This is a genomic window from Synechococcus sp. B60.1 (assembly GCF_047462555.1).
Taxonomy (GTDB): domain Bacteria; phylum Cyanobacteriota; class Cyanobacteriia; order Thermostichales; family Thermostichaceae; genus Thermostichus.
Window position 1 is genome coordinate 1 of the sequence record NZ_JANSJN010000018.1, and the last position, 24,198, is coordinate 24,198.

Below are 24,198 nucleotides of genomic sequence, written 5' to 3' on the forward strand. Positions count from 1 at the left end.
AATACATCCAGAATCAGTCAGAGGGTGCTATCCATCCCCACCGTATAGACGGTGGGGAATTCCGCACCTTACGTTAAACTGAGGGAGCAAAAGATGGCGGCATCTAGCCTGCCCTTTCCCTCTTTTGAGTGCTCTCGGCCTACTATGCTGCTTTTATCCAAAGAACTGCCCAACCTCGACTACCGCCCCACCCTGCAGCGCTTCGGCGAGGATTGGCGGGATCCCCTTTCAACTCTCTTGGGCTGGGGGCGGGCTGCCGGCGCCGATCTGGTGGAGATCTTCCTGGAGCGGGCTAACTCCATCAGTTGCCTGGCGGAAGACGACACCCTCACCAGCATCACCCCTCGACTTTCCACCGGCGCGGGGGTGCGGGTGTTTCGCGGCCTGGCCGACTGCTACGTCAGCACCAACGATCTCTCCTTTGCCGGCCTCAAAGCTGCCCTAGAAAAAGGCCTGCTCTTGATGGGCCTCACCCCCCCTGGCCCTGCTGCTTTGGTCTCCACCGTCAACCTAGGGCTGCTCCAGGACTACGCCGAGCGCCGCGGTAAAGACGGCTGGCTCAAGGAATGCAGCTCCCTTGCCGAGATGGGGGAGATCCTGCTGCGGGCCAACGCAGAGCTGAAGCGGCAAGCTCACCATGTTCAGTCCCGCCGCACCAACTACTTCCGTGACTGGCAGGAGATCCTGGTAGCCTGCAGCGACGGCACCTTTGTGCGCGACATCCGCCTTACCCAGTCGGTTAGTTCTACCCTGCTCTGTGCCGATGGGGATCATCGCGCTTCCGTTAGCCAACGCGCAGGGGGCACCAGGGATCCCGACTTTTTGCGCCGCTGGGATCTCGTAGCCCACAGCCAGGAGCTGGCAGAAGCCGCCGGCCAGATGCTCTATGCCGACTATGTGGAATCGGGCACCTACCCGATTGTAATGTCCAACGCCTTTGGTGGTGTCATCTTCCACGAGGCCTGTGGGCATCTCTTGGAGACGACCCAGATCGAGCGCAAAACCACTCCCTTTGCCGACAAAAAAGGCCAGAAAATTGCCCACAAAAACCTCACCGCCTGGGACGAGGGGCTTTCCGAGGGGGCCTTTGGCAGCCTGGACGTGGACGACGAGGGCATGCCCGTCCAGCGCACCCTGCTTATTGAAAAGGGCATTTTGAAAAACTTTCTGGCCGACCGGGCCGGCTCCATGCGCACCGGCCATCCCCGCACCGGCAGTGGCCGCCGGCAAAACTACACCTTTGCCCCTGCCAGCCGCATGCGCAACACCTACATCGCCCCCGGCGACGCCGAACTGGACGACCTGTTTGCCTCTATTGACAAAGGCATCTACTGCAAGCGCATGGGGGGCGGCAGTGTCGGCCCCACTGGCCAATTTAACTTTGCCGTGGAAGAAGCCTATCTCATCCAAAATGGCAAAATCACCAAGCCTCTCAAGGGAGCCACGCTGATTGGAGAAGCCAAGGATATCTTGACCAAGATCTCTATGTGCTCCAAGGATCTCCGCCTGGCACCTGGCTTTTGCGGTTCTGTCAGCGGCAGCATCTACGTTACTGTGGGTCAGCCCCACATCAAGGTGGACTCTATCACCGTGGGCGGGCGCTAGTTTCAGGGATCCCCCATGGCCTACGACAACATCTGCAAGTACCTGGCGGAGCGCTTTCCGGAGCAGTTTGCCCGTTGGCTGATGGGAGAAGTGGCTGAGCCGGTGCAGGTGCTGCCCACAGAACTGTCGGAGGAGCCCATGCGAGCCGATTCGGTCATTCTGCTAGGGCTACAGCAGGGCATTTTGCATCTGGAATTTCAAACAGATCCGGATCCTGAAATCCCCTTTCGCATGGCCGACTATCGGCTCCGCCTCTATCGGAAATATCCCCAGCTATCGGTGCGGCAGGTGGTCATTTATCTTCGCAAAACGCGCTCGCAGCGGGTCTTCCAAACCTTTTTTCGCCTAGAAAGGCTGAGCCATGAGTTTGAGGTCGTTCGCCTCTGGGAGTGTAACTTGCCAGCCAGGGTCGATTGGCCAGCCCTGCTGCCTTTTCGAGTCTTGAGCCAGGTGGAGGATCCTGGAGAAACCTTACGAGAAGTCGTTGCTGAGCTGGAGCGCTTGCCAGAGTCCAGCGAGCAGCGGGAATTGGCAGCGGCAACAGCCGTTTTGGCAGGACTAGCATTGGATCGGGGCTTGATTCGGCAAATCATGAGGTCCTTGGATATGAGGGAATCGGTGATCTACCAGGAATGGCGGGCAGAAGCTCTGCGGGAGGGGTTGGAAGCAGGGCGCAAAGAAGGCTTGCAACTGGGCTTACAACAGGGCTTGCAACAGGGTTTGCAACAGGGTTTGCAACACGGGGAAGCAACACTGGTTTTGCGGCTTTTGCGGCGGAAGCTGGGATCCCTTGACCCGGCCTTGGAAAACCAGATTTGGGCCTTGCCGCCGTCGCAGCTGGAGGCGCTAGGGGAAGCTTTGTTGGATTTCCACAGCGTGGAGGACTTGACCGCCTGGCTGGCCCGTCGCTAGGGAAGGAGTAGGGATGTTGCAAGTTGAGGCCTTGGCCGAACAGGCGCAAAGCTGTGCCAAACGTTTGGGGATCCCCCAGTTTGATCTCTACGGAGCCGAGGTGGACGAGACCAGCGTGCAGGTGGAGCAGGGGGAGCCCCGTCAGGTAAAAGCCTCTCACCGCTGCAATGTGACGGTGCGGGCCTGGAACGACCAGGGCCAGGTGGGGGTGACTTCCACCACTGCTGTGGACGAGGCAGGGCTGGAACTGGCTCTGCAGACGGCCTTGGAAGCCAGCCACTTCGGCGTGCGGGAACACGCACCCCAATTGAGTCCAGAAGCGAAGCTGCCCATTCTCCAGCCCTGTAACGACAAAAGGCCGCTGGCGCTGGCCAGTGAGCTTTTGGAGCAACTGCTGGCCGCCGAGAAGGCTTTACTGGGATCCCATCCCGCCATCCAGGGGGTACCCTACAACGGCCTGGCCCAGCGGCAGATCGACCGCTTTTACCTCAACAGCGACCAGGCTCTGCGACAGGAGGGCCACACCCTGACCTCGGTCTTTCTCTACGGCAAGGCAGAACAGGAGGGTCGCAAACCCCGCAGCGCCGGCGCTATGCGGGTAGCCCGCAGCCTGGAGGAGTTGGATATCCAGGGCTGCGTCAAGGAAGCAGCCGAGAAACTCATCAGCCACCTGGAGTACGAGCGGATCCCTTCGGGGAAATACACAGTGGTTTTTTCCGGGGAAGCTTTTTTAAGCCTCTTGGGCGCTTTCTCCAATCTCTTCAACGCCCAAAACATCCTGGACAACCAAAGCCTGTCCACTCCCGACTCACTGGGCAAGCAGATTGCCTCGCCGCTGCTCTCGGTGTGTGATGACGCCTTGCACCCTACCAACGTGAGCGCAATTAGCTTCGACGGTGAAGGCACCCCCACCCGCCGCGTTCCCCTCATCACCAATGGAGTTCTGACCCACTTTTTGCACAGCGCTGGCACCGCCAAACGCCTGGGGGCCCAGCCCACGGGACATGCCAATATCGGCGCTAAGGTGACGGTGGCGGCCCACTACTACCACGTCTTTGCCGGGGCTCCACCAGAGAGCACCTACGACCTGGCCACGGCTGAGAATGTGGTCTGGATTGACGAGCTGCAGGCTCTCCATGCCGGAGTCAAGCCTCTGCAGGGATCCTTTTCCCTGCCCTTTCAGGGCTGGTGGGTGCGCCAGGGAGAGCGCATCAGTATCGAGGCGGCAACGGTAGCGGGGGATTTTCTAGGACTCTTGCAGTCGATTTTCTACGTCGAGCCGGAGCCCCAAATCACCCCTGCTGGTCTGTGTCCCCGCATTTGGGTAGCCGATCTCTCCATCACCGGGCAGTAGCACCATGAAACTCACCCGCATCGACCTCAACAGTTGGCTAATCCATACCCAGACCCAGACTTTTCTGCTGGATCCGTGGCTGGTGGATCCCTTGGTGTTCTTTGGCCTGCCCTGGTTCATCCGCCTGCAGCACCGCCAGGTGCCGCCCTTCACACCGGAAACCCTGCCCAAACTCGACGCCATCCTCCTCAGCCAGGGCCAGCCGGATCACTGCCACCCCCCCACCCTGCAGCGGCTGAACCGGCAGATCCCGGTTTTCGCTTCTCCAACAGCCGCCCGCGTGGCACGGAGCCTTGGCTTTAAGAGGGTGCAGGCCCTGGATCCCTGGCAGTCAGTGCAGTGGGGAGATCTACACATCACAGCGGTTCCGGGAGCACCCCTGGGGCCGGTGCGGGAGCTGGGCTTTTTGCTGGAGGAGCTGCCGACCCAGACGCGGCTTTACTACGAGCCCCACCTCTCCCAACCGGATATCCGCCCGCGGCTGCAGCAGGAGTTTGCCCCCATCCACACCCTGCTGATCCCGGTGGTAGGCCAGATCTTTCCCCTCTTGGGCGAGGTGATCATGGGGCCGGAGCGGGCCCTGCAGGTGGTGGCCGCCCTGCGCCCACAGCAGGTGATTCCCACCGCTATGGGAGAGGTAGATTACCACGGCTGGTTTGCCGCCCAGATCCGCCCTCTGGGGAGCCTAGAGGAGTTCCGGGAAAAGCTGGGATCCCTGAACGCCGCCACCGGCCAATCCATCCGGCTGTGCTGTCCTGCCCCGGGAGAGACGGTATCCCTTCCTGCTGAGGTCAGAGCATGAGCCACCCTTCTCAGGCCAGCCTCGACCTGGTGGCCATCCTGCGGGCCGATTACGCCCGCTTTCCTCGGGATCAAACCTACTCCCTCTACGATCCCCAGGTCTATTTCCGGGATCCCCTCAACGAGTTTCGCGGCCTGGATCGCTATCGGGCCATGATTGCTAGCCTAGAGCGCTGGCTACAGGATATCCATCTTGAGCTGCACGACATCCACCAGAGCGGCAACCACATCCGCAGCGAGTGGACGCTGAGGGGATCCCTGTCTTTTTTGCCCTGGCGTCCCCGCCTGTGCATCCCCGGCTGGACAGAGATGCGGCTTAACCCCGCAGGTCTCATCGAATCCCACATCGACCACTGGCGCTGCTCCCGCTGGGAGGTGATGCTGCAAATGTTTCGGCCTGGGGATGCCAAAGGATCCTCTGAGTGACCTCCATCCTCTGCTAAGATCACAAAGCCGAGTTTTTAGCTCTGCGGGAAAGTCATCGATTTCTGCGCTGGAGAGATGGCCGAGCGGTCGAAGGCGCAGCACTGGAAATGCTGTGTGGGGCAACTCACCGTGGGTTCGAATCCCACTCTCTCCGTCAAAGCCTAGTTTGCCAACATCCACCTAAATCCCTCAAAGCCTTAACTGGCAAGGTTTTTGGGCATTCTGATATCCACGGTAGTCCTGCAACATTCACTAGAATCCACGGCAAGACGGGACACAGCCGTGGATACGCCTAAGCCTAACCTAAATCCACGTCAGATTGTCTTCTCTTACGCGACAGCCAAAAGCAAGAAGAAGGTGGTGGTGAAGCCGGACGGCAGCCTGCAGATCTTCAGAGCCGTTCATTAACAGGGGATTCCTTGCGGCTAGGCTGTTACAGCCGTCAGGGAGAATTGACTGGAAAAGTGGCCTCTGGCATATTACGGGACAACGTGCCAGGTCAAGACAATGCACACGCCGAGCTGGAAGCCCCACCCCATCCTCAAATATGAGCGGAGGGACTGCTATCCCTATATAGTTCTCCCTACCCCTATCAGCCTGCAACTGAGAGGGCCAGAACTGCCCCCTCCCCCCAGAAAACCTGAGCCGCCTCAACTACCCCCTCGACCAGTTAAGCCGCAACTACCAGAGATCCCAACCCGTGTAATGGACAAGCTCCAGGCTGCCCTGTCAACTGGAGCTGGAGTTGCTACCCTAATTGCGCTGATTATTGCTGAAGCGCCATTCTTTCTAATCTTGGCAGGGATTGCAGGCGTGGCTACCTTAGCCAAATTCTTATACGAATCCTGGACTTATGAAGAGAGAATGGAAGAATATGAGAGAAAAATGCGAAGTTATCCTCAAGAACAAAAAAGATATGAGGAGAGACTTGTCCTTTGGAGAAGAGAGTGCGATCGCATAGAGTCAGATTACAAACAACAAGTCGAAGAATATAGTCGCGAATATCAAAACAAGGTAGCTCAAATCATAAGGAACTGGGAAAATGGTCTGATATTTCAACCCCTAGATTTATGCCAACCTTTCTTAGGTCAGGGTGCTCGCGCAGGTAGGTATGATCGCCGGCTGAGAGAAGCCTTGATAATAAAGATGGAAAACCTTCCAGTTAAGTTTCTACCTGAACAATCCTCCCTAAAGGTTCCAGAATTTGATTTTCCGTATACGCCCGACATAGCAATACAAGTATCTAGTAACAATAGAACTCTACTTATCGATGTTGAAGTTGACGAACCTTGGTACCAGAAGAATGGTCAGCGAGTACCACATCATGCACTAGATGACAATAGACATAGCCAGCGAGACGATTTCTTTGCAGAAAGCGGCTGGATAGTAGTTAGGTTTTCAGAAAGACAAGTAGCGATAGAAACAGAAAAATGTGCCAGCTTTGTCTGCTACCTTATTCAAGCTGTACTTACGCCAGGATTTAGGGATCCATCTCTGTCTCTGCCGAGTGACCATAGAAGGTGGGACTCTCTCAGCGCTCTTGATGAAGAGAGAGACTTCGTTGAGTGAGGATTCCGTTAAAAACGGGACATATCCACGGACACGAGACCTATCCTACAAGCCCGCAAACTGCTGTAGGACAAGGAAATCTCAGCCCCTATTCGATGGTCACTCTCTCCGTCAAATCAAGTTTGCCGCAGGGAGATCATCCAGACCTAGCTGGATCCCCTTGTCTCAGTTCCCAGGGGTTGGTTTTCAGAGGCAGCCGGCTAGAGGCTGCGGCAGCTAAGATCCACTCTCGGTGAGATGAGGATCCTCTTTCGGGGGTTCTCGATGAGAGGATTGTTGGCTCCACTGGAGTTGTCGCAGGATCCCGCGCAACAGGGCCACCTCAGCCACTGTCAGACCGGCGCGGTGAAACAGGGCCCGAAACTTGAGCATTTTGCGACGAGCGGTGTGGGGGTGCAGGTAGCCAATGTGCAGCAGCAGCGCCTCCAGGTGGCTGAAAAAACCCTCCAGCAGCTCGAAGGGAGCTGGCTTTGAGCTCCCAGAGCCAGCCACCGGCGGGCGAGGATTTTGGTAGAGGAGGGTGCGCAGTTCGTAGCAACAGATGCCCACTGCCTGGGCCAAGTTCAGGGAAGGGTAGGCCGGATCGGTGGGGATCTGGATCTGGCGATGGCAGAGGGCCAGCTCTTCGTTGCTCAAGCCGCAATCTTCGGGGCCAAACACCAGAGCGGCAGGGCCGGCAGCCAGCAGCTCCGCGAAAGCCTGGCGGGGAGACTGAATTTGCCATTCGGGCGGGTAGGGCTCGCGGCGGCCTGCTGTCCCGAATACCTGCACACATCCCTGGAGGGCCTCGGCTAAGGTTGGCACCTGCCGGGCTTGGTGGAGCAAGTCCGTCGCATGCACGGCCATGGTAACTGCTTCTGCATCCAGGGGATCGCATTGGGGATCCACCAACACCCACTGCCGCAGGCCCATGTTTTTCATCACGCGGGCAATGGCCCCGAGATTGCGCGGCCCTGCTGGCCGCACCAACACGAGGCGTACCTGCGCCAATCGCTCCTGAGCCCAGTTGGAGAATGCCGGCATCCCTTGGGACAGAATCGCAGATAAGGATCCCCTAGAGTAGAGGAGTTAGATCTTGTCATAGATTGCGCCTATGGGATCCGCCTACCGCTGTTGGCTGAGCTGGATGTGTCTGGTGCTGTTGGGGTGCTGCTGGGGATCGCCGGCATTGGCTGCCCATTCTGCGTTGCTCTCCCCAGCAGCAGAGGCAGCTCAGGTGGCTCTGTCCTCTCCAGTTGACTCCCTGGTAGAGGCGCGACAGCGGCTGGAAGGGATTGCCGAGGCAATGCGCTCAATTCGCCTGTGCAACCGCCCCAATTGCCGCTACCGCGATATTTCCGTTGAGGTGCGGCCCATAGCAGGAGCCGAGCCGCCGGAGTACGAGGGTAGGATCGACGCCACCATCGACCGCCCCTCCGGCAGCTTGGACAAGGCTCGCTACCGGCTGCGATTTCGTGGGGGGCGTTGGCAGTTGCTGGGGGGCGAAGAGGTTTCCGATGTCTCCTCCTTTTTCTTCGAGGGAGACACCTACGAGGTGTTTAGCGCCTACGGCAGTCGCAAGGCCAAACTGGCAGACGCCAGCAGCAGCCTGCGCGTTGGCTATCGGGAGCTGTACTACCGTGTTTTTGACCAGGGCCAAGAGCGTTTGCGGTAGCGGTGCGGAGTACGATGAGAGACCAACAGCACACCTTGGCCAGCTCTATCTCCCTAGAGGGGGTCGGCCTGCACACTGGCCTACCGGTTCGCTGTAGCCTCCACCCGGCTCCTGCTGGCGGCGGTCGGGTCTTTGTGCGGGTGGATCAACCGGGATCCCCTGAGATCCCGGCCCGCTTGGGATCCCTGACTCCTGCTGCCCTCTGCACCCGCCTGCAGCAGGGATCCCCCCCTGTCCAAGTGCAGACAGTGGAACATCTGTTGGCTGCCCTTTACGTGCTGGGCATCGACAACTGCCGCATCGAGGTGGAGGGGCCGGAGCTGCCGATCCTGGATGGCTCCGCCCTGCCCTTTGTGGAGGCTATTGCCCAAGCTGGGATCCTGGCCCAGGAGCAGCCGGCCCTGCTGGGAGTGATCCAGGAGCCGGTCACGGTCTGGGCGGGGGAAGCCTTTGTCAGCGCCCTGCCCTACCCCGGCTCTCGCTTCACCTATGGCATCGACTTTGCCAACTGCCCTATCCGCCAACAGTGGCTGAGCTGGCAGGAGAACAGGGCGGATTTTGTCCAATCCATTGCTCCGGCCCGCACTTTTGCCCGCCAACAGGATGCGGAGCTGGCCCGCCAACAGGGGCTGATCCAAGGCGGCAGCCTGGAGAACGCCATTGTCTGTACTACCACCGAGTGGCTGAGGCCCTTGCGCTACCCAGATGAGCCGGTGCGCCATAAGCTGATAGATTTACTAGGAGATCTCAGCCTGTTGGGCTGCCGCTTGCAGGGGCACATTGTGGCCTACAGGGCAGGCCATGCCCTGCATCACCGTTTGGCCGAGCAGTTGCTCAGGAGTGGATCCCTGCGGGTGCAGGCGGACCCAGCTCAAGAACAAGAAAGGGATCCCAGGCGCCTCGGTGGGGTGGAACCTCTCCCGCTGTCTTGACGGGGCTTCTGGTTCCTGAGGTGGGCGAGAGGCTCCTCGCGGCCTGCCGGCATTCCTCCTTGCTGTCTTGGTTCTGCTTTGAGGCCCTCCCATCCAGGATTTAAGGTTTGTCTTCCAGCTCTGTGGGTTTGCCATGTCCTCTGACGTCTCTCCTCCTCCTCTCCTCTCGGCTGAAGCAGCCGCTCAGTTGGCAACAGCTCCCCCCGTTTTCACAACGGATCAAATCCTGGAGATCTTGCCCCATCGCCATCCTTTTCTGCTGGTGGATCGCGTGGTGGAGTATCAACCAGGGCAACGGGCGGTGGGACTGAAAAACGTCACCTTCAACGAGCCCTTTTTCCAGGGGCACTTCCCCAACCGACCGATCATGCCCGGCGTTCTGATCGTCGAGGCCATGGCGCAGTTGGGAGGGATCGTGTTGACCAAGTTGCCCGATGTGGCTGGGCGGCTGGCTCTCTTTGCTGGTATCGATGGCGTTCGCTTCCGCCGCCCCGTGCTGCCAGGGGATCAGTTGCTGCTCTCGGCCGATTTGCTCACCATCCGGCAAAAACGCATCGGCAAGATGTTTTGTCGGGCCCAGGTGGGGGGACACCTGGTGACCGAAGGGGAGCTGATGTTCTCCTTGGTGGATTGATGGGACAACAGCGGCCAGGAGGGGGCCTTTGGCGCTCCGCAACCACGGGGCAGGTGGAGGGTGGCCATCTGTTTTCCCCATCGAGGAGGAGCCCAGCGGCAGCAACTTGGCGCGGAAAGACCCTGCTAAAGTGTTGGGATAGGGGCATGTTAGGTGCTGCTTTCATCTCCCGGTCGGAGTTTTGCAGCAGAGCGGTGGAGGATTGTGTCCTCCCCGAGCAAGCCTTAATTGCAGGGTTGGGAGCGTAACCACATTTGCTGGCTAGGTTAGAAATGAGTTCGTTGGCTTCAGCGGGATCCACTCCCAACTCCTCTGTTCGGATTCATCCCACGGCGGTGATCCATCCGAAGGCTGAGTTGCACGAGACGGTGCAAGTTGGCCCCTATGCGGTTATCGGTGAGCATGTGCGCATTGGCGCCCGTACGGTGGTGGGGGCCCACGTGGTGATCGATGGCTGGACAGATATTGGCGAGGACAACCAGATTTTTCCGGGGGCGGTGCTGGGCACAGAGCCTCAGGATCTGAAGTACAGCGGCGCGCCCTCCCAGGTGGTGATCGGCAGGGGCAACCGCATCCGCGAGTTCGTCACCATCAACCGAGCCACCAACGAAGGGGAAGCGACGGTGGTCGGTGACCACAACCTGCTAATGGCCTACGTCCACGTCGCCCACAACTGCGTTATCGAAAATCAAGTGGTGATTACCAACGCGGTTGCCTTGGCCGGCCACATCCACATCGAGTCACAGGCGCGCATCGGCGGTATGGTCGGGATCCACCAGTTTACCCGAGTGGGTCGCTTGGCCATGGTGGGGGCCATGAGCCGGGTGGATCGCGACGTGCCGCCCTACATGTTGGTGGAGGGGCATCCCGCCCGCATTCGCGGCCTCAACTTGGTGGGGTTGCGGCGAGCCAAGGGAATGGAGGGATCCCTGCCAGCTTTGCGCCAGGCCTACCGGCTGCTCTACCGTTCCGGTTTGCCTCTGGAAAAAGCGCTGCAAACTCTGCGCAGCAGCATCCGCACCGAGGGTGGGTGTAGCATCTGCTCCTTGCAGGGGAAAGAGCTGGTAGACGAGACGGGATCCCTGCTCCATCTGCTGCAATTTTTGGAAGATTCCCTTTCCCAACCCCAACGGCGCGGTCCTCTGCCCGCCTTGCGCCGTGGCAGAGAAGAGGACGACCTGTGAGTCATCTGTTTATCTGCACCGGAGAAGTCTCCGGGGATCTGCAGGCTGGCCATCTCATTCGTGAGCTGCTGCGCCAGCGTCCGCATCTGCGCATCACGGCCGTTGGGGGAGAGGAAATGGCCGCTGCTGGAGCCCGGCTGCTGCACCGCACTACGGAGATTAGCTCCATCGGTATTCTCGAGGCCCTCCCCTTTGTCCTCCCTGCCCTGTGGACAGAGTGGAAGATCCGCCGCTTCCTGGCACAGGACCCGCCGGATTTGGCCATCTTGGTGGACTACATCGGCGTCAACAGCCGCCTTGTCCCCCTGCTGCAGCGGTGGCGCATCCCTGCCGTTTACTACATTGCCCCCCAGGAATGGGTGTGGTCGCCCAACAGCCGCCTCACCTACCGCCTAGCCCAGCAAATGCGACTGATGGTGGCCATCTTCCCAGAAGAAGCCCGCTACTACGCCGCAGCAGGCGCCCAGGTTTGCTATGTGGGCCACCCCCTGCTGGATATTTTGGCGAGGGTACCCGGTCGCGCTCAGGCCAGAGCTGAGCTAGGGATCCCTGAGGAGGCAACGGTGGTGGCGCTGCTGCCCGCCTCCCGTCGCCAAGAGCTGCGCTCCGTTCTGCCCATCCTCCTCCAGGCAGCGCGGCTGTTGCGGGCTCGCCTGCCCCAGGTGCGGTTTTGGGCGCCGCTGGCCTCGCCCCGTTTTGCCGCCCCCGTTGCTCAGGCTGCCCGCCGCTATGGACTGGACGATCTCACCCTTGTCTTGCCTCGCCCTTCCCCGCCAAAGGCGCATCACCTGCTGTTGGCCGCCGCTGACCTGGTGCTGGCCAAGTCGGGCACCGTCAACTTGGAAGCGGCCATTTTGGGGATCCCGCAGGTGGTGATCTACCGCCTCAACCCAATTACCTTTTGGCTAGCCCGCCATTGGCTGAAGGTGTCGGTGCCCTTTATGTCTCCCCCCAACTTGGTGCTGATGCGCCCCATTGTGCCGGAACTGCTGCAGGAGGAGGCCCAGCCGGAGCGGATTGCCCAACTGGCGCTGGAGCTGCTGACTCGGCCGGAGCGCCGAGCCCAATTACAGGCCGACTATGCTGCTATGCGGGCAGCGCTGGGGGAGCCGGGAGTTTTGGCCCGCGCCGCCAAGGCCATCCTGGAGGTGCTCGACAGCGAAACCGCCGCCAGGGGGGATCCCCGTCGCCGCTCTCTCTGAGACGCCTGGATTAGCCGTGGGGTTAGCCGGCTGCCAGGATGGCGTCCAAGAGGGGATCCGCCCCAAAGCGCACCACGTCGGTACAGGGCCGGCCCGTCTCCGCTTCCACCTGGCGGATCTGGGCCAGGGCAGCCTCCTCCTCCCAGCCAAAGGTATTGAGGGCCACCCCCACCACCGGCACGGGGGCAAAGGCACCGGCAGCTCTGGCCACTTGTTCGTACAGCTCGATGACCTTGGGCAGGGGAGGGATGGGTACGTAGTCCATCCCTTTGATGTGGGTCTGGCCAGCCCGGTGTACCAAGATCAAGTGGGTGGGCTGGGATCCCCGCAACAGGGGCAGGGTTGCTGTAGAGGCGGGGTTGAGCAGGGATCCCTGGCCTTCAATGTGCAGAATGTCATGGTCAAGGCCGTGGCGCAGCACCAGTTGCTCCACGGCACCGCTGGCGTAGTCCACCCGCACCGCATCTAGGGGCACCCCATCGCCACTGATGAGGATCCCGGTCTGCCCGGTAGCGAGAAAGCGGGAGCGCAGGCCGCGCTTCAGGCTGGCCCGGTGCAGTTCCAGGCTGGTGGACATTTTGCCCACGGCCATGTCGGTACCCACGGTCAGCACCCGCCGGCAGGGGAGGGAACGGGCCAGGCCTTTCCCTACCCCAAGACCAGGAGGTTCGCGGCGAATGTCCCAGATCCAGGCTCCCGGCTGCAGCCACTGCCGCAATTGGGGATCCTCGGCCAGAGGCGTGTGGAGACCATTCACCAGAGATAGGCCGGCCTGCAGGGCTTGGCAGAGCTCCTCCCGCCACGCTGGGGGCAACTGGCCGCCGGAAGGGGCAATCCCAATCACCAGCACCTCGGGGTTGTAAACCAGCGCCTCTTGCACCGAGGCCACGATGGGAACATCCTGGGCAATGCCGGTTAACTGGGCCAGGGATCCCCCCGCCTGCTCCCGGTCGATCACCGCCGCCACCGGAAAAGGCCCATAGCGCAGCAGCCCCAGCCCTGTTTTGCCGTGCTCCCCCAGCAGGCCGCCGTGGAGCAGGATGGCCACCCGAGTTTGGCTGGAGAGGGATCCCACCTGCTCCACGGTACCTACTCCCGCAGCTCTACCCCTAAGCCCGGTCGGTCGGTGGGGATAAGACAGCCCTCCTGCAGCAGGGCTCCGGAAAAGGGATCGTCGATGAGATTGAGGTGGCTGTCCAAGTCCAGGTAGTCCACCAGCGGCGCTAGGTGAGCCGCCGCCGTATTGCCCAGAGCGGTGTTGCTGTAGCAGCCCAGCATTACCTGTAGCCCATAAGCTTTGGCGGTGTGGATCATGCGCCAGGCTTCGCTGAGGCCGCCGCACTTCATCAGCTTGATGTTAATGCCATGCACGCGATCCGCTAGGGCAGGAATATCGCGGCTGTCGAAACAACTTTCATCCACAAAGATGGGCAGCTTCGACTCGTGCCACAGGGTGATCAGCTTCGCCTCCTGTCCCCTCTCCAAGGGCTGCTCCAGGTAGCTCACCCCTTGCCCCGCCAGCCAATTGCTCATGCTCAAGCTCTGTTCTACCGTCCAGGCGCCGTTGGCATCCACGGTAATCAGGGATCCCAGTGGGATCACCTCCTGCACAGCAACCAGCATGTTTTGATCGGCCATCAGCCCCAAGTCGCTGCCCAGCTTGATCTTAAAGGCCCGCGCTTGGGTCTGTTCCATCCAGGCCAAGGCCCGCTGGCGGGCCGCCTGAGGAGTAGAAAGGCCAATGGTCAAAGTGGTGGGTGGGATGCGGGAGCGATCCAGTCCCCACAACTGCCAAAGCGGCATCCCCAGCCGTTTGCCCATCCAATCGTGCAGGGCCATGTCCACCGCCGCCCGCGCCGCCGAGGGGATCCCGGCCCGCAGCAGTTCCGCCTCAATGAGCTGCCGCTCCCAGGGGGAATAGCGCCGCAGGATCCCCTGCGCCATCTCCAGACCCATCAAGATATCGTCCACAGACTGGTGGCAGTCATCGCTCACCGAGAAGGGACAGGCCTCCCCCCAGCCCTCAATCCTCTCCTGCTCGATCCGCACCCAGGCCAGAGTGGCCTCTGTATGAGTGCCGCGGCTGAGGGTGAGGGCATAGCGCTTGTGAACCGTGAAAGATTCAACGTAGAGCCGCATGGGCGATTTCCAAGAGATCAATCCTGAGCACGTTGAGCCAACTTTGTCCTTTGAGGTTTTCCCTGCCTCCCTAGTCAGGCTGTGGAGGACAGGCGCAGCTCTGCGTGTCTTTACCGTTGCTCCTAGAGGTTAACTGCAGCCATTATCATATGAGCACAGCTTAGGTGGCCCCAATAGCATGAACGACCTTCCTCTTCCTCTAACCCGTCGCAGCGCCTCTAGTAAAGCCCTAGCTGTTGCCAATACCAGCATCACCCCCTTTGGCCGCAAGCTAAAAGAGCTGGGCTTTGCCGACGACAAGCAAATCCAGGACATCCAAAACGCCCTCAAAGCCAATCGCGAAGGGGGCAGCAAGGCCCTAGCTCTGGTGGTCAAAGAGATTGTTGGCAGAGAGATCACCCCCGACCTGGAGCGGGCCTACAAGCGGCAGCAGCTCTTTGAGCTAAAAATCATCTACGGGATCCCCTCCCTCGACATCGATCTGGAGCCGGTGGAGATCTCGGAGATGAGCGGGCTCATCGACTCGCTCTTGCCCCTTGATATTTGCAACCGCTACAAGTTCTTGCCCATCCGCCGCCAAGACAACCAAGTGCTGGTGGCAATGGTTAAGCCGGATAACTTGCAGGCGCTCGATGATATCCAGCGGCGCTTCCGTATCCAGGGGCTGAAGCTGCAGCGGCGGGTCTTCACCCAGCGGGATTTCGAGGTTCTGATCAACCGCTACATGGACGCGCAGGCGGAGCTGCTGGCCATCAAGGGCATCAACGACGCGGCTGCCGCCCAAGAGGAAGAAGAGGTGGTGGTCAATACCGCCGAGATCGACCTGGACAGCATCGAGGACGTCGCCGTCGATGAGGCCGGCGAGGGATCCCTGGAGCAACAGCTCAAGTCGGCAGACGATGCCCCAATTATCAAATTGGCCAACCAAATCCTGATTAAGGCACTGCAGGACGGGGCGTCGGACATCCACATCGAGCCGCAAGAAGAATACCTGCGCATCCGCTTCCGCAAGGACGGGGTGCTGCGGCAGGCTTTTGAGAACTTTCCCAAAAAGGTTGTCCCCGCCCTTACCGCCCGCTTCAAAATCATGTCCAACCTCAACATTGCCGAGCGGCGCTTGCCCCAGGACGGGCGGATTCGGCGCGTATTTAAGGGGCGTAAGGTGGACTTTCGCGTCAGCACTCTGCCCTCCCGCTATGGGGAGAAGATCGTGCTGCGCATCTTGGACAACTCCGCCACCCAGCTCGGCCTGGACAAGCTGATCACCGACCCGGAGACCCTGGCCAGCTTCAAGGAGGTTGTCAAGCGACCCTTTGGTTTGATCTTGGTAACCGGGCCCACCGGATCCGGGAAAACCACTACCCTCTACTCAGCTCTGGCAGAGCTAAACGATCCCGGCATCAACATCAGCACCGCCGAGGATCCCATCGAGTACTCCCTGCCGGGGCTCACCCAGGTACAGGTGATCCGCGAAAAGGGCATGGACTTTGCCATGATCCTGCGCGCCTTCCTGCGGCAAGACCCGGACGTGATCCTGGTGGGTGAGACCCGCGACCACGAGACGGCCAAAACCGCTATCGAAGCCTCCCTCACCGGCCACCTGGTGCTGACCACCCTGCACACCAACGATGCCCCCGGTGCTATCGCCCGCTTGACGGAGATGGGGATCGAGCCGTTCATGATCTCCAGCTCGCTGTTGGGGGTGCTGGCCCAGCGCTTGATGCGCCGAGTATGTACCGAGTGTCGGATCCCGTATCACCCCACCCCCGAAGAACTGGCCCGCTATGGCCTCAGCCTCAGCGGCGACAGCGAGCAGGTGACTTTCTACAAGGCCAACAAGCTCTCTCCCAAGGAAGTAGAGCAGCGCAAAGCCACCGGCAAGCCCATCTGCGAGAAATGCGGGGGCGTAGGCTACAAAGGCCGAGTGGGGGTGTACGAGTTCATGCGCATGAACGACCGCCTGGCCGAGTTGATCAACAAGGGGGCTCCCACCGAGGTCATCAAGGAAGCGGCTGTCGAAAGCGGCATGAAGACGCTGCTGGCCTACAGCTTGATGCTGGTGAAGCAGGGTCTGACTACGTTGGAGGAGGTCGATCGGGTTATCCTCACCGACAAGGGCTTGGAAACCGAGTTAAAGGCTCGTGCTAAGGCCCTTAGCACCTGCCGCAACTGTGGTGCCGCGCTGCAGGTGGAGTGGATGGATTGTCCCTACTGCCTGACGCCGAAGTTTTAGGCAAGCCGCCTAGCTCTTGACGCCGCCAGGGTGCTGATTATAACAGTCCTATACGAGTCCCAGAGGGTTGCCTCTGGCCCAGCTTTAGAACGGTTTTTCATCGACAACTCCCAGGTCGAACACAGACTGACCCAGCTTACTGATTGGAGACACCAGCCCTATGCCACAACTAATGATCGAAGACCTGATGGAAGAAATCGTCCGCAGGGGCGGTTCTGACATCCACATCTCCGCCGGTTTGCCCCCCTACTTCCGCATCAACGGCGAACTCCAGCCAACGGAGCACGAGCCCCTTACCCCTGAGGAGGTGCAGCGGCTCATCTTTAGCATGTTGAACAACACCCAGCGCAAACACCTGGAGCAAAACTGGGAGTTGGACTGCTCCTACGGCGTGCGCGGGATCGGTCGCTTCCGCGTCAACGTCTACCGGGATCGCGGCACCTATGCCTGCGCGATGCGGGCGTTGGCTTCGGAAATCCCCAACATCGACAAGCTAGGCCTGCCGGATGTGTGTAAGGAGATGGCTCGTCTGCCGCGGGGTCTGGTGCTGGTGACCGGCCCGACGGGATCCGGCAAGTCCACCACTTTGGCCGCTATCATCGACTTCATTAACCGCGAGCGAGCCGAGCATATCCTTACCATCGAGGATCCCATTGAGTACATCTACACCCCCATCCGCAGCATCATCCACCAGCGGCAGTTGGGGGAAGACACCAAGAGCTTTGCCAACGCCCTGCGGGCGGCCATGCGGGAGGATCCGGATGTGATCCTGATCGGGGAGATGCGGGATCTGGAAACCATCCAGTTGGCCATTACCGCCGCCGAGACCGGCCACCTCTGCTTTGCCACGGTGCACACCAGCTCTGCTGCCCAGACGGTGGATCGCCTGGTGGACGTGTTCCCGCCGGAGCAGCAGCAACAAATCCGCGTGCAGCTCTCCAACTCCCTCAAAGCCGTCTTCTCGCAAACTTTGGCCCGCCGCCTCAACCCCAAGCCAGGAGAACCGGGGCGGGTGCTGGTGCAGGAGATCATGGTGGTGACGCCGGCCATCGCCAACTTGATTCGGGAGGGCAAGACCGCCCAGATCTACTCGGCCATCCAGACAGGGGGTAAGCAGGGCATGAAGACCCTGGAGCAGGATCTGGCCAACCTCTACCTGCAGGGCAAGATCGACTTCGATACGGCCATGTCCAAGACCTCTCGCCCTGAGGAGTTGCAGCGACTTTTGGGCAACGTCACCGGGCCATCGCCAGCCGCGGCAGCTCAACACCAGCGGCCCGCAGCGGCTGCCGCCCGTCGCTAAACGCTGGCTCCAGGGATCCCTGGCTGAGAGTTCCTCGCCAACCTCTGGCCGCCGGCCCCATTTGTAGCTAAGCTCTAGCTGAAGAGAGCGTCGGTTTGTCTAAGGTTGCGAGACTGAGCCAAGGGCTCCCATTCCGGCGTGTCGAACTAACGATCCAAGCAGGGGTAAGCCATGCCGCGCTACAAGGTTCGGGGGCTAAAGGCCGGTCAGCCGGTGCGCCTGACAGTGGTGGCCAACAACTTGACCGAGGCCCGCGCACGGCTGCGCCGCGAGGGCATTTTTGCCAAACAGGAAGATATCCAGGAAGAAAAGCCCTTCTTCTCCCTGGATACCTCTTTTGATTTCTCGATGATGGGATCCATCGACATTCGCGACAAGGCGGTGTTCTCGCGGCAATTTGCTGCCCTGATCAACGCCGGCGTGTCGATGGTGCGCTCCCTAACCATTATGGAGGAGCAGACCGGCAACCCCAAGCTCAAGAAATACCTGCGGGCGATTCGAGCGGAAGTGGAGGCGGGGAAGAACCTGTCCGATTCCATCCGCCCTTATCCGGATGCCTTTGACGGCCTCTACTGCAGCATGGTGCAGGCGGGGGAGGTGGGCGGTGTGCTCGACGAGGTGCTCAACCGACTGGCCAAGCTGCTGGAGGACATGGATCGCCTGCAGAAGCAGATTAAATCGGCCATGACCTACCCGGCGGTGGTGACCATTTTGGCCGTCTTAATCTTTTTGGGCATGGTGCTGTTCATCTTGCCCACTTTTGAGAGCATCTACAACGACTTGGGGGGGGAGCTGCCCGCCTTTACCCAGTTTTTTATCAACATCAGCAAGTTCCTGCGCACCCCCCAGTACAGCTTGGGCCTGGTGGGCTTTTTGGTGGCGGTCTTTTTTGCTTTCCAGCGCTTTTACCGCACCCCCGCTGGCAAGGAGACCATTGATGCTCTGGCTCTCAAGCTCCCCATTTTCGGCGACCTGATCCAGAAATCGGCGGTGGCCCGTTTTTGCCGCACCTTTGGGGCCCTCACCCGCTCCGGGGTGCCGGTGCTGACTTCTTTGGAGATCGTGCGCGACACTTCCGGCAACCAGGTGGTGGCCAACGCCATCGACGCTGCCCGCCAATCCATCTCAGAGGGGGGGCAGATCGCGCCGGCCCTGGATAAGGCCAAGGTCTTCCCAATCATGGCCATCCAGATGATCAGCGTGGGCGAAGAGACGGGGGAGCTGGATGCCATGTTGATGAAGACGGCGGACTTCTACGAGCTGGAGGTGGAGGAGGCGGTGCGTGCCCTCACCAGCCTGCTGGAGCCGCTGATGATCGTGATCTTGGGCGGGATGGTGGGCTGCATCATCGTGGCCATGTACCTGCCCATGTTCAACGTGTTTGAGCTGGTGAAGTAGCGACTGAATCCCCAGGGCAACCAGAACCCATCGGGAGGAGGAAGGGATCCATGCTGCGGCGGTGGTTGGTGGCCCTGGTGGTGTTTTTGGGAGTGGGGCTGGCGGTCTTGCTTTCGGAACAGCCGACGGGATCCCTGCTGGGACGGGTGGAGCTGCCGGCAGGGGTGGCGCCGGGGAACGTCCAGGTGATTGCCGCCGGCCCGGTGAGCCGCAGCATCAGCCCGTCTGCGGAGGGCGAGTACCGCCTGGAGCGGCTGCCCGTTGGGGAATACCGGGTGACGGTGCGGGGATCCGGCCTAGAGACGGTCTCCAGCGAGAGACCCGTGCAGGTGCGGGAAGGGGCGATAGCTTCTGCTCCTCTCCTACGCCCGCAGCTTCTGCCCCCCAGCCTCTACCTCTACAGCCCCAGCTCGGTGTTCACGACCGCAGAGCCGGCACGGCTGCAGTGGCGGGCCAGTGGCCTGGGAGCGGTGCAGTTTGCCCTCTACCGCTTTTCCCTGGCTGATTTGGAAGGATCCCCTTTCTTGCGGGATCTGGCCGATGCTGGCTATGGATCCCTGGCTCCGGATTTGTATTCCATCCTGCGAGGAGAGCTGGTGCGCCGTTGGCAGCAGCCACTGGGGGGAGAAGAGCTGACCCGCACCCTGGAGCTGGGGATCCTGCCGCCGGGGGCCTACTGGCTGGAGGCGGAAGGCCAACAGCCGCGGCAGGCGGCGGCACCGCTGCCTTGGGCGGGAGAGTGGCTTTTGGTGAGTGATCTTGGCCTCATCCAGAAACAGGATGCCAGCCAGTTGGTGGTGCAGGCGGTGCATTTGCGGGAATTGCGTCCTCTGCCGGGGATCCAGATCCAAGTTTTCGGGGAGTGGAGGGATCCCCTCATTGCCACCACCGACGAGGAGGGGCTGGCCCGGTTTAGCTTGCCGACAGGGGAGAGATCCTCGCTGGTGGTCTATGGCCACAGCGCCGACAACACGTTGCAGGCTTTGTCCCGCAGCTATGCCTATGGCTGGAACCAGCCCCACCGCATCTACGCCTACACGGATCGTCCCCTCTACCGCCCCGGCCAGACGGTCTATTTTCGCGCCCTGGTGCGGGAGCACGACCGCCTCACCTCGGCAGGCCAGCCGGTGCAAGTAACCCTCACCGCCCCCGACGGCGATGTGCTGGGCGAGCAAACCCTGGCCACCAACGCTTTCGGCAGCGTCCACGGGCAGTTTCAATTGCCGGAGGAAACCCCCCTGGGCAGCTACGGCCTGGAGTGGCGGGTGGCCGGGCCGCAGGGATCCAGCCGCGAGTACACCGCCTTCGAGGTGGGAGCCTACCGCAAACCGGAGTTTGAGGTGAGGGTGGTGCCCGACCGGCCTTGGCTGGTGCGGGGGGGATCCCTGAAGGTACAGGTGGAGGCCGAGTATCTTTTCGGGGCGCCGGTGGCCGCTGCCCAGCTTCGCTACTGGGTTTACAGCAGCCCCGACTGGAGCCTGCGCTACGGGCTGTTGCCTCATTCGGGGGCAGAAGACTATTTTGCCGGCGACCTGGGAGAGGAGCAGGGCTACTACGGCGGCTACGGGGGGCTGGTGGCGGAAGGAGCAGGGGTGACGGATGCCCAGGGGCGGGCGGAGTTTCGCCTGGAGCGCCTGTTGCAGGATCTGGACTGGGAGGAAGACAGCTACTGGGGCCCGCAGGAGGTGCAGCAGTTGCGCATCGAGGTGGAGGTGAGTGATATCAGCCGCCGCAGCGTGACCGGAACGGCACGGGCCTGGGTGACGGCCGGCCAATTTGCCCTCTTTGCCGAGGCCGATCGCCACCTGCCCGCTCCAGGGGATGTCATCACCTACCGGCTGCAAGCCCGCGACTACGACGGCCAACCGGTCAGCACCGCCGGGGAGCTGAGCCTGGAGCGCTGGCGCTGGGATCCCCAGAGCAGCGCCTACCGACGGCAAGCCACTCTGCTGCGGCAATCTTTTCAGGTTGTCAACGGCGAGGGCAGCCTGGTTCTGCGCCTGCCCGCCGACCTGCAGCCGGGAGACTACCGGGTGCGGCTGACGGCCCAGGATCCCCGCCGCCACCGCGTGCAGGAGGTAGACCATCTCTGGGTGGTGGAGCCGGGCAACCCCCTGCCAAGTTGGGGATCCCTGCCCAGCCTGGAGGTGGTGGCGGATCGCCAGATCTACGAAGTGGGGGAAGAGGCCCAGCTCCTGATCGTCTCGCCGCTGCCGGATCTGCCGGTGCTGGTGGGTCTGGAGGGATCCCGGCTGCACCAGGTACAGGTGCTGCGCCTGCAGGGGCATACGGCCACCCTGCGCCTGCCCATCCGGGAGGAGTATCGCCCCAACCTCTACGTCACCGCTACCGTCCTCGGCCCAGAGCGGCGGCTGTACCAGAACGAGGCTCTGCTGCGGGTCTCGCCGTTGGATCGCTTTTTGCAGGTGGAGTTGCAGACGGATAAACCCACTTATCAACCAGGGGAGACGGCCCAAATTCAAATCCGCACCCGCAACGCCCAAGGGCAGCCGGTCAGCGCCGAGGTGGGGTTGGGGATCGTGGACAACGCCCTCTACCTGCTGCGGCCCGACTTCACCCCCGATATCCGCCGCTTCTTCTACGGGCGCCAGGACAACCAAGTTACCACCACCACCTCTTTCCCTCAGCAATACCCCGGTGGTGCCGACAAGCTGGCCGGCCAGGTGCGGGAAGACTTTCGCGATACCGCCGCCTGGTTCCCGGATTTGGTGACCGATGCCGATGGCTTAGCCCAGGTCCAGGTGCGCTGGCCGGACAACCTGACTACCTGGCGCTTGACCGCCCGCGCCGCCACCGCCGACACCCAGGTGGGCTCCGCCCTAGCCACCGTCGCTGTCAGCAAAGACCTCTTGGTGCGCCTGGCCACCCCCCGCTTTTTCCGGGTGGGGGATCGGCTCACCTTAGCGGCCATCGTGCAAAACCGCACCGGTCAAGCCCAAGCAGTGGAAGTGGGGCTGGAAGTGCCCGGAAACCTAGAAGTGCAGGGCCCCCAACGGCAACGCCTGACCGTGCCCGCCCAAGGGGCGGAGCGGGTGGAATGGCCGCTGCAGGTGCTGGGGGCCGGCGATAGCCCTGTGCGGGTTTGGGCGCAAGGGGAGGGGCTGCAGGATGCGCTGCAACTGCGGATCCCCAGCCAGCCCTTGGGAGCAGTACACCGCTTCTTCCAAACGGGGCGGCTGCAGGCGAACAGCCTTGAGCTGCCTTTGGATTGGCCGGCCACTTGGGTGCCGGGATCCCGACACCTGCATCTGGAACTGGCCGCCAGCCCGGCAGCGGAGCTTTTGGGGCCGTTGGACTATCTCGTCCAGTTCCCCTACGGATGCACCGAGCAGACCTTGAGCCGCTTTTTGCCCGCCTTGGCGGTGGCCCAGGCCAGCAAGCAGTTGGGCTTGAACCTGCGCTCGCCCACCCTGGAGCGGCTGCCGCGGGTGGTTCGAGCCGGCCTGCAGCGGCTGGAGGACTCCCAGAACTATGACGGCGGCTGGGGCTGGTGGGCCTACGACACCAGCAACCCCTACCTGACCGCCTACATCCTGCAGGGCTATCATCTCGCCCAGGCCGCTGGCTATGCCCTCAAGGAGTGGCGGGTGCAGCGGGCTTTGGAGTACCTGGCTGGGCAGCAGTTCCAACCCCTCTCCCCCGATCTGCGGGCCTTTGTGGCCTACAGCCTGGCCCTCTGGGATCCGGCGCTGGTGACTGCTGAGCTGCCGCCGCCGCCGCAGCTTTCCACCTTTGGCCTGGCCTACCGCGGGCTGGCCGCCCTGCAACAGGGCCAGCGGGATCCCGCCCAAGCGGCTCTGGATGAGGTTCTAGAGCGGCGGCAAAGGGATCCCCAGGGGCGCTGGTTTCTTCCTGCCGCCTCCGCCCCGCCGACCGGGGAGCGCTCCACCTACGACGACCTGGAGGTGGCCGGGCCCCTCTTGCAACTGGCCGTGCGCCTCCAGGATGGCCGCGCCGGCGAGATCGCCACCGCCCTTCTCCAGCAGCGGCAGGACAACCGCTGGCGCACCACCAAAGCCACCGCCGATGCCCTCCTGGGCCTGGTGGCCTACTACCAAGCCCAGCAACAGCAACAGCCCGACCCCGGCCAGGTGCGGGTGTTGGAGGAGGTGAGCGGAGCTGAACTGGCACGTTGGCAGGCCGGCGCTGCGGATCCCCGCCAGGTGCTGGACTGGGACGACGCCGAAGTGAGCACCCTGCGCCGCCTGCGCTTAGAAAAATCCGGCACCGGCCCCCTCTACTACAGCTTGAGGGGAGAAGCTTTTGTTCCCAACCCTCTGCCCTCTCAAAGCCAAGGCTTTGCCATTAGCCGCAGCTACTTCCGCCTACAGCCCCAACCCCAAGCCAACGGAGAGATCCGCTACCGAGAACAGCTCCTGCGCCCCGGCGAGGCGGTGCGCGCCGGCGAGGTGCTCCTGGCCCGGTTGACGGTGGAAGCTGAGCGGGATAGCCACTATGTGGTGATCGAGGATCCCTTGCCCAGCGGCGCCGAGATCACCTCCCAGGATCCGCGGCTGCTCACCGGCTCGGCCCCCGACTACTGGTGGGACTGGTTTTGGACCCATCAAGAAAACCGCGACGACCGCGTGGCCTTCTTCAGCACCGAGCTCAGGCAGGGCCGCCACGAGTTCGTCTACCTCTTCCGCCCGGAGATCCCCGGCCAGTTCCAGGTGGCCCCTGCCCTTGTCCAGGAGATGTACGATCCCAGCCGCTATGGCCGCAGCGCCGGCCAGGCGCTCAAAGTCCTGCCCTGAGCCTGGCGGCAAGGGATCCTGAGGCAGCAAGCTACAGCAAGAGGCGACAACCAATCCCCAAGAGCGGGCAGAAGAGC

Annotated in this window: 18 protein-coding genes and 1 tRNA gene; 16 read left to right on the plus strand and 3 right to left on the minus strand. The window is 61.6% G+C overall.

Translation table 11 applies throughout. The features are described 5' to 3' along the window. Window positions 1–144 precede the first annotated feature (144 nt). The 7 genes from NW863_RS03520 to NW863_RS03550 all read left to right on the plus strand — a co-directional run bounded on the left by NW863_RS03520 (window position 145) and on the right by NW863_RS03550 (window position 6,667). A complete protein-coding gene (locus tag NW863_RS03520) occupies window positions 145–1,605 on the plus strand; it encodes a TldD/PmbA family protein (protein WP_414364443.1) in 1,461 nt (486 codons plus the stop codon). Between the two features lie 15 nt (window positions 1,606–1,620). Further along, window positions 1,621–2,517 (plus strand): Rpn family recombination-promoting nuclease/putative transposase, encoded by an 897-nt coding sequence (locus tag NW863_RS03525; RefSeq protein WP_414364445.1) that lies wholly within the window; start codon window positions 1,621–1,623, stop codon window positions 2,515–2,517. Between the two features lie 13 nt (window positions 2,518–2,530). After that, complete coding sequence (locus NW863_RS03530; protein ID WP_414364447.1) at window positions 2,531–3,871, plus strand: TldD/PmbA family protein; 1,341 nt, start codon at window positions 2,531–2,533, stop codon at window positions 3,869–3,871. Window positions 3,872–3,875: 4 nt separating this feature from the next. Beyond that, window positions 3,876–4,673 (plus strand): MBL fold metallo-hydrolase, encoded by a 798-nt coding sequence (locus NW863_RS03535; protein ID WP_414364448.1) that lies wholly within the window; start codon window positions 3,876–3,878, stop codon window positions 4,671–4,673. Further along, window positions 4,670–5,098 (plus strand): DUF2358 domain-containing protein, encoded by a 429-nt coding sequence (locus tag NW863_RS03540; RefSeq protein WP_414364450.1) that lies wholly within the window; start codon window positions 4,670–4,672, stop codon window positions 5,096–5,098. The genes NW863_RS03535 and NW863_RS03540 overlap by 4 nt, the downstream gene beginning before the upstream one ends. A gap of 69 nt (window positions 5,099–5,167) precedes the next feature. Next, window positions 5,168–5,252, plus strand: a tRNA-Ser gene (locus NW863_RS03545). 551 nt (window positions 5,253–5,803) lie between these two features. Further along, window positions 5,804–6,667, plus strand: coding sequence for a hypothetical protein (locus tag NW863_RS03550; RefSeq protein WP_414364452.1), 864 nt, complete (start codon window positions 5,804–5,806; stop codon window positions 6,665–6,667). Window positions 6,668–6,883: 216 nt separating this feature from the next. On the opposite strand, the gene NW863_RS03555 is transcribed toward NW863_RS03550, so the two are convergent. Beyond that, complete coding sequence (locus tag NW863_RS03555) at window positions 6,884–7,690, minus strand: RNA methyltransferase (protein ID WP_414364454.1); 807 nt, start codon at window positions 7,688–7,690, stop codon at window positions 6,884–6,886. Window positions 7,691–7,760: 70 nt separating this feature from the next. Here NW863_RS03555 and NW863_RS03560 point away from each other — a divergent pair, with 70 nt between their 5' ends. The 5 genes from NW863_RS03560 to lpxB all read left to right on the plus strand — a co-directional run bounded on the left by NW863_RS03560 (window position 7,761) and on the right by lpxB (window position 12,273). After that, window positions 7,761–8,321 (plus strand): hypothetical protein, encoded by a 561-nt coding sequence (locus NW863_RS03560; RefSeq protein WP_414364456.1) that lies wholly within the window; start codon window positions 7,761–7,763, stop codon window positions 8,319–8,321. 14 nt (window positions 8,322–8,335) lie between these two features. After that, window positions 8,336–9,253 (plus strand): UDP-3-O-acyl-N-acetylglucosamine deacetylase, encoded by a 918-nt coding sequence (lpxC, locus tag NW863_RS03565; RefSeq protein ID WP_414364458.1) that lies wholly within the window; start codon window positions 8,336–8,338, stop codon window positions 9,251–9,253. Window positions 9,254–9,386: 133 nt separating this feature from the next. Next, a complete protein-coding gene (gene fabZ, locus NW863_RS03570; protein WP_414364460.1) occupies window positions 9,387–9,887 on the plus strand; it encodes a 3-hydroxyacyl-ACP dehydratase FabZ in 501 nt (166 codons plus the stop codon). A 272-nt stretch (window positions 9,888–10,159) separates the two neighbouring features. After that, window positions 10,160–11,071, plus strand: a complete 912-nt coding sequence (gene lpxA, locus NW863_RS03575) for an acyl-ACP--UDP-N-acetylglucosamine O-acyltransferase (protein WP_414364462.1) — start codon at window positions 10,160–10,162, stop codon at window positions 11,069–11,071. Then, window positions 11,068–12,273 (plus strand): lipid-A-disaccharide synthase, encoded by a 1,206-nt coding sequence (lpxB, locus tag NW863_RS03580; RefSeq protein ID WP_414364464.1) that lies wholly within the window; start codon window positions 11,068–11,070, stop codon window positions 12,271–12,273. The genes lpxA and lpxB overlap by 4 nt, the downstream gene beginning before the upstream one ends. Before the next feature lie 22 nt (window positions 12,274–12,295). Here lpxB and NW863_RS03585 read toward each other — a convergent pair whose 3' ends face one another. Together NW863_RS03585 and NW863_RS03590 are read right to left on the minus strand one after the other, a co-directional pair. Then, a complete protein-coding gene (locus tag NW863_RS03585) occupies window positions 12,296–13,348 on the minus strand; it encodes a DUF1611 domain-containing protein (RefSeq protein WP_414364465.1) in 1,053 nt (350 codons plus the stop codon). Window positions 13,349–13,362: 14 nt separating this feature from the next. After that, on the minus strand, window positions 13,363–14,412 hold the full coding sequence (locus tag NW863_RS03590) for a dipeptide epimerase (protein WP_414364466.1): 1,050 nt from the start codon (window positions 14,410–14,412) through the stop codon (window positions 13,363–13,365). Between the two features lie 178 nt (window positions 14,413–14,590). Here NW863_RS03590 and NW863_RS03595 point away from each other — a divergent pair, with 178 nt between their 5' ends. The 4 genes from NW863_RS03595 (at window position 14,591) to NW863_RS03610 (ending at window position 24,121) form a co-directional block, all read left to right on the plus strand. Continuing rightward, window positions 14,591–16,645, plus strand: a complete 2,055-nt coding sequence (locus NW863_RS03595) for a GspE/PulE family protein (RefSeq protein ID WP_414364468.1) — start codon at window positions 14,591–14,593, stop codon at window positions 16,643–16,645. Between the two features lie 160 nt (window positions 16,646–16,805). Further along, entirely contained in the window at window positions 16,806–17,948 is a 1,143-nt protein-coding gene (locus NW863_RS03600) for a type IV pilus twitching motility protein PilT (RefSeq protein WP_414364470.1), read from the plus strand. A 171-nt stretch (window positions 17,949–18,119) separates the two neighbouring features. Then, window positions 18,120–19,346 (plus strand): type II secretion system F family protein, encoded by a 1,227-nt coding sequence (locus NW863_RS03605; protein WP_414364473.1) that lies wholly within the window; start codon window positions 18,120–18,122, stop codon window positions 19,344–19,346. A gap of 50 nt (window positions 19,347–19,396) precedes the next feature. Beyond that, complete coding sequence (locus NW863_RS03610; RefSeq protein ID WP_414364475.1) at window positions 19,397–24,121, plus strand: alpha-2-macroglobulin family protein; 4,725 nt, start codon at window positions 19,397–19,399, stop codon at window positions 24,119–24,121. The last annotated feature ends 77 nt before the right edge of the window (window positions 24,122–24,198 follow it).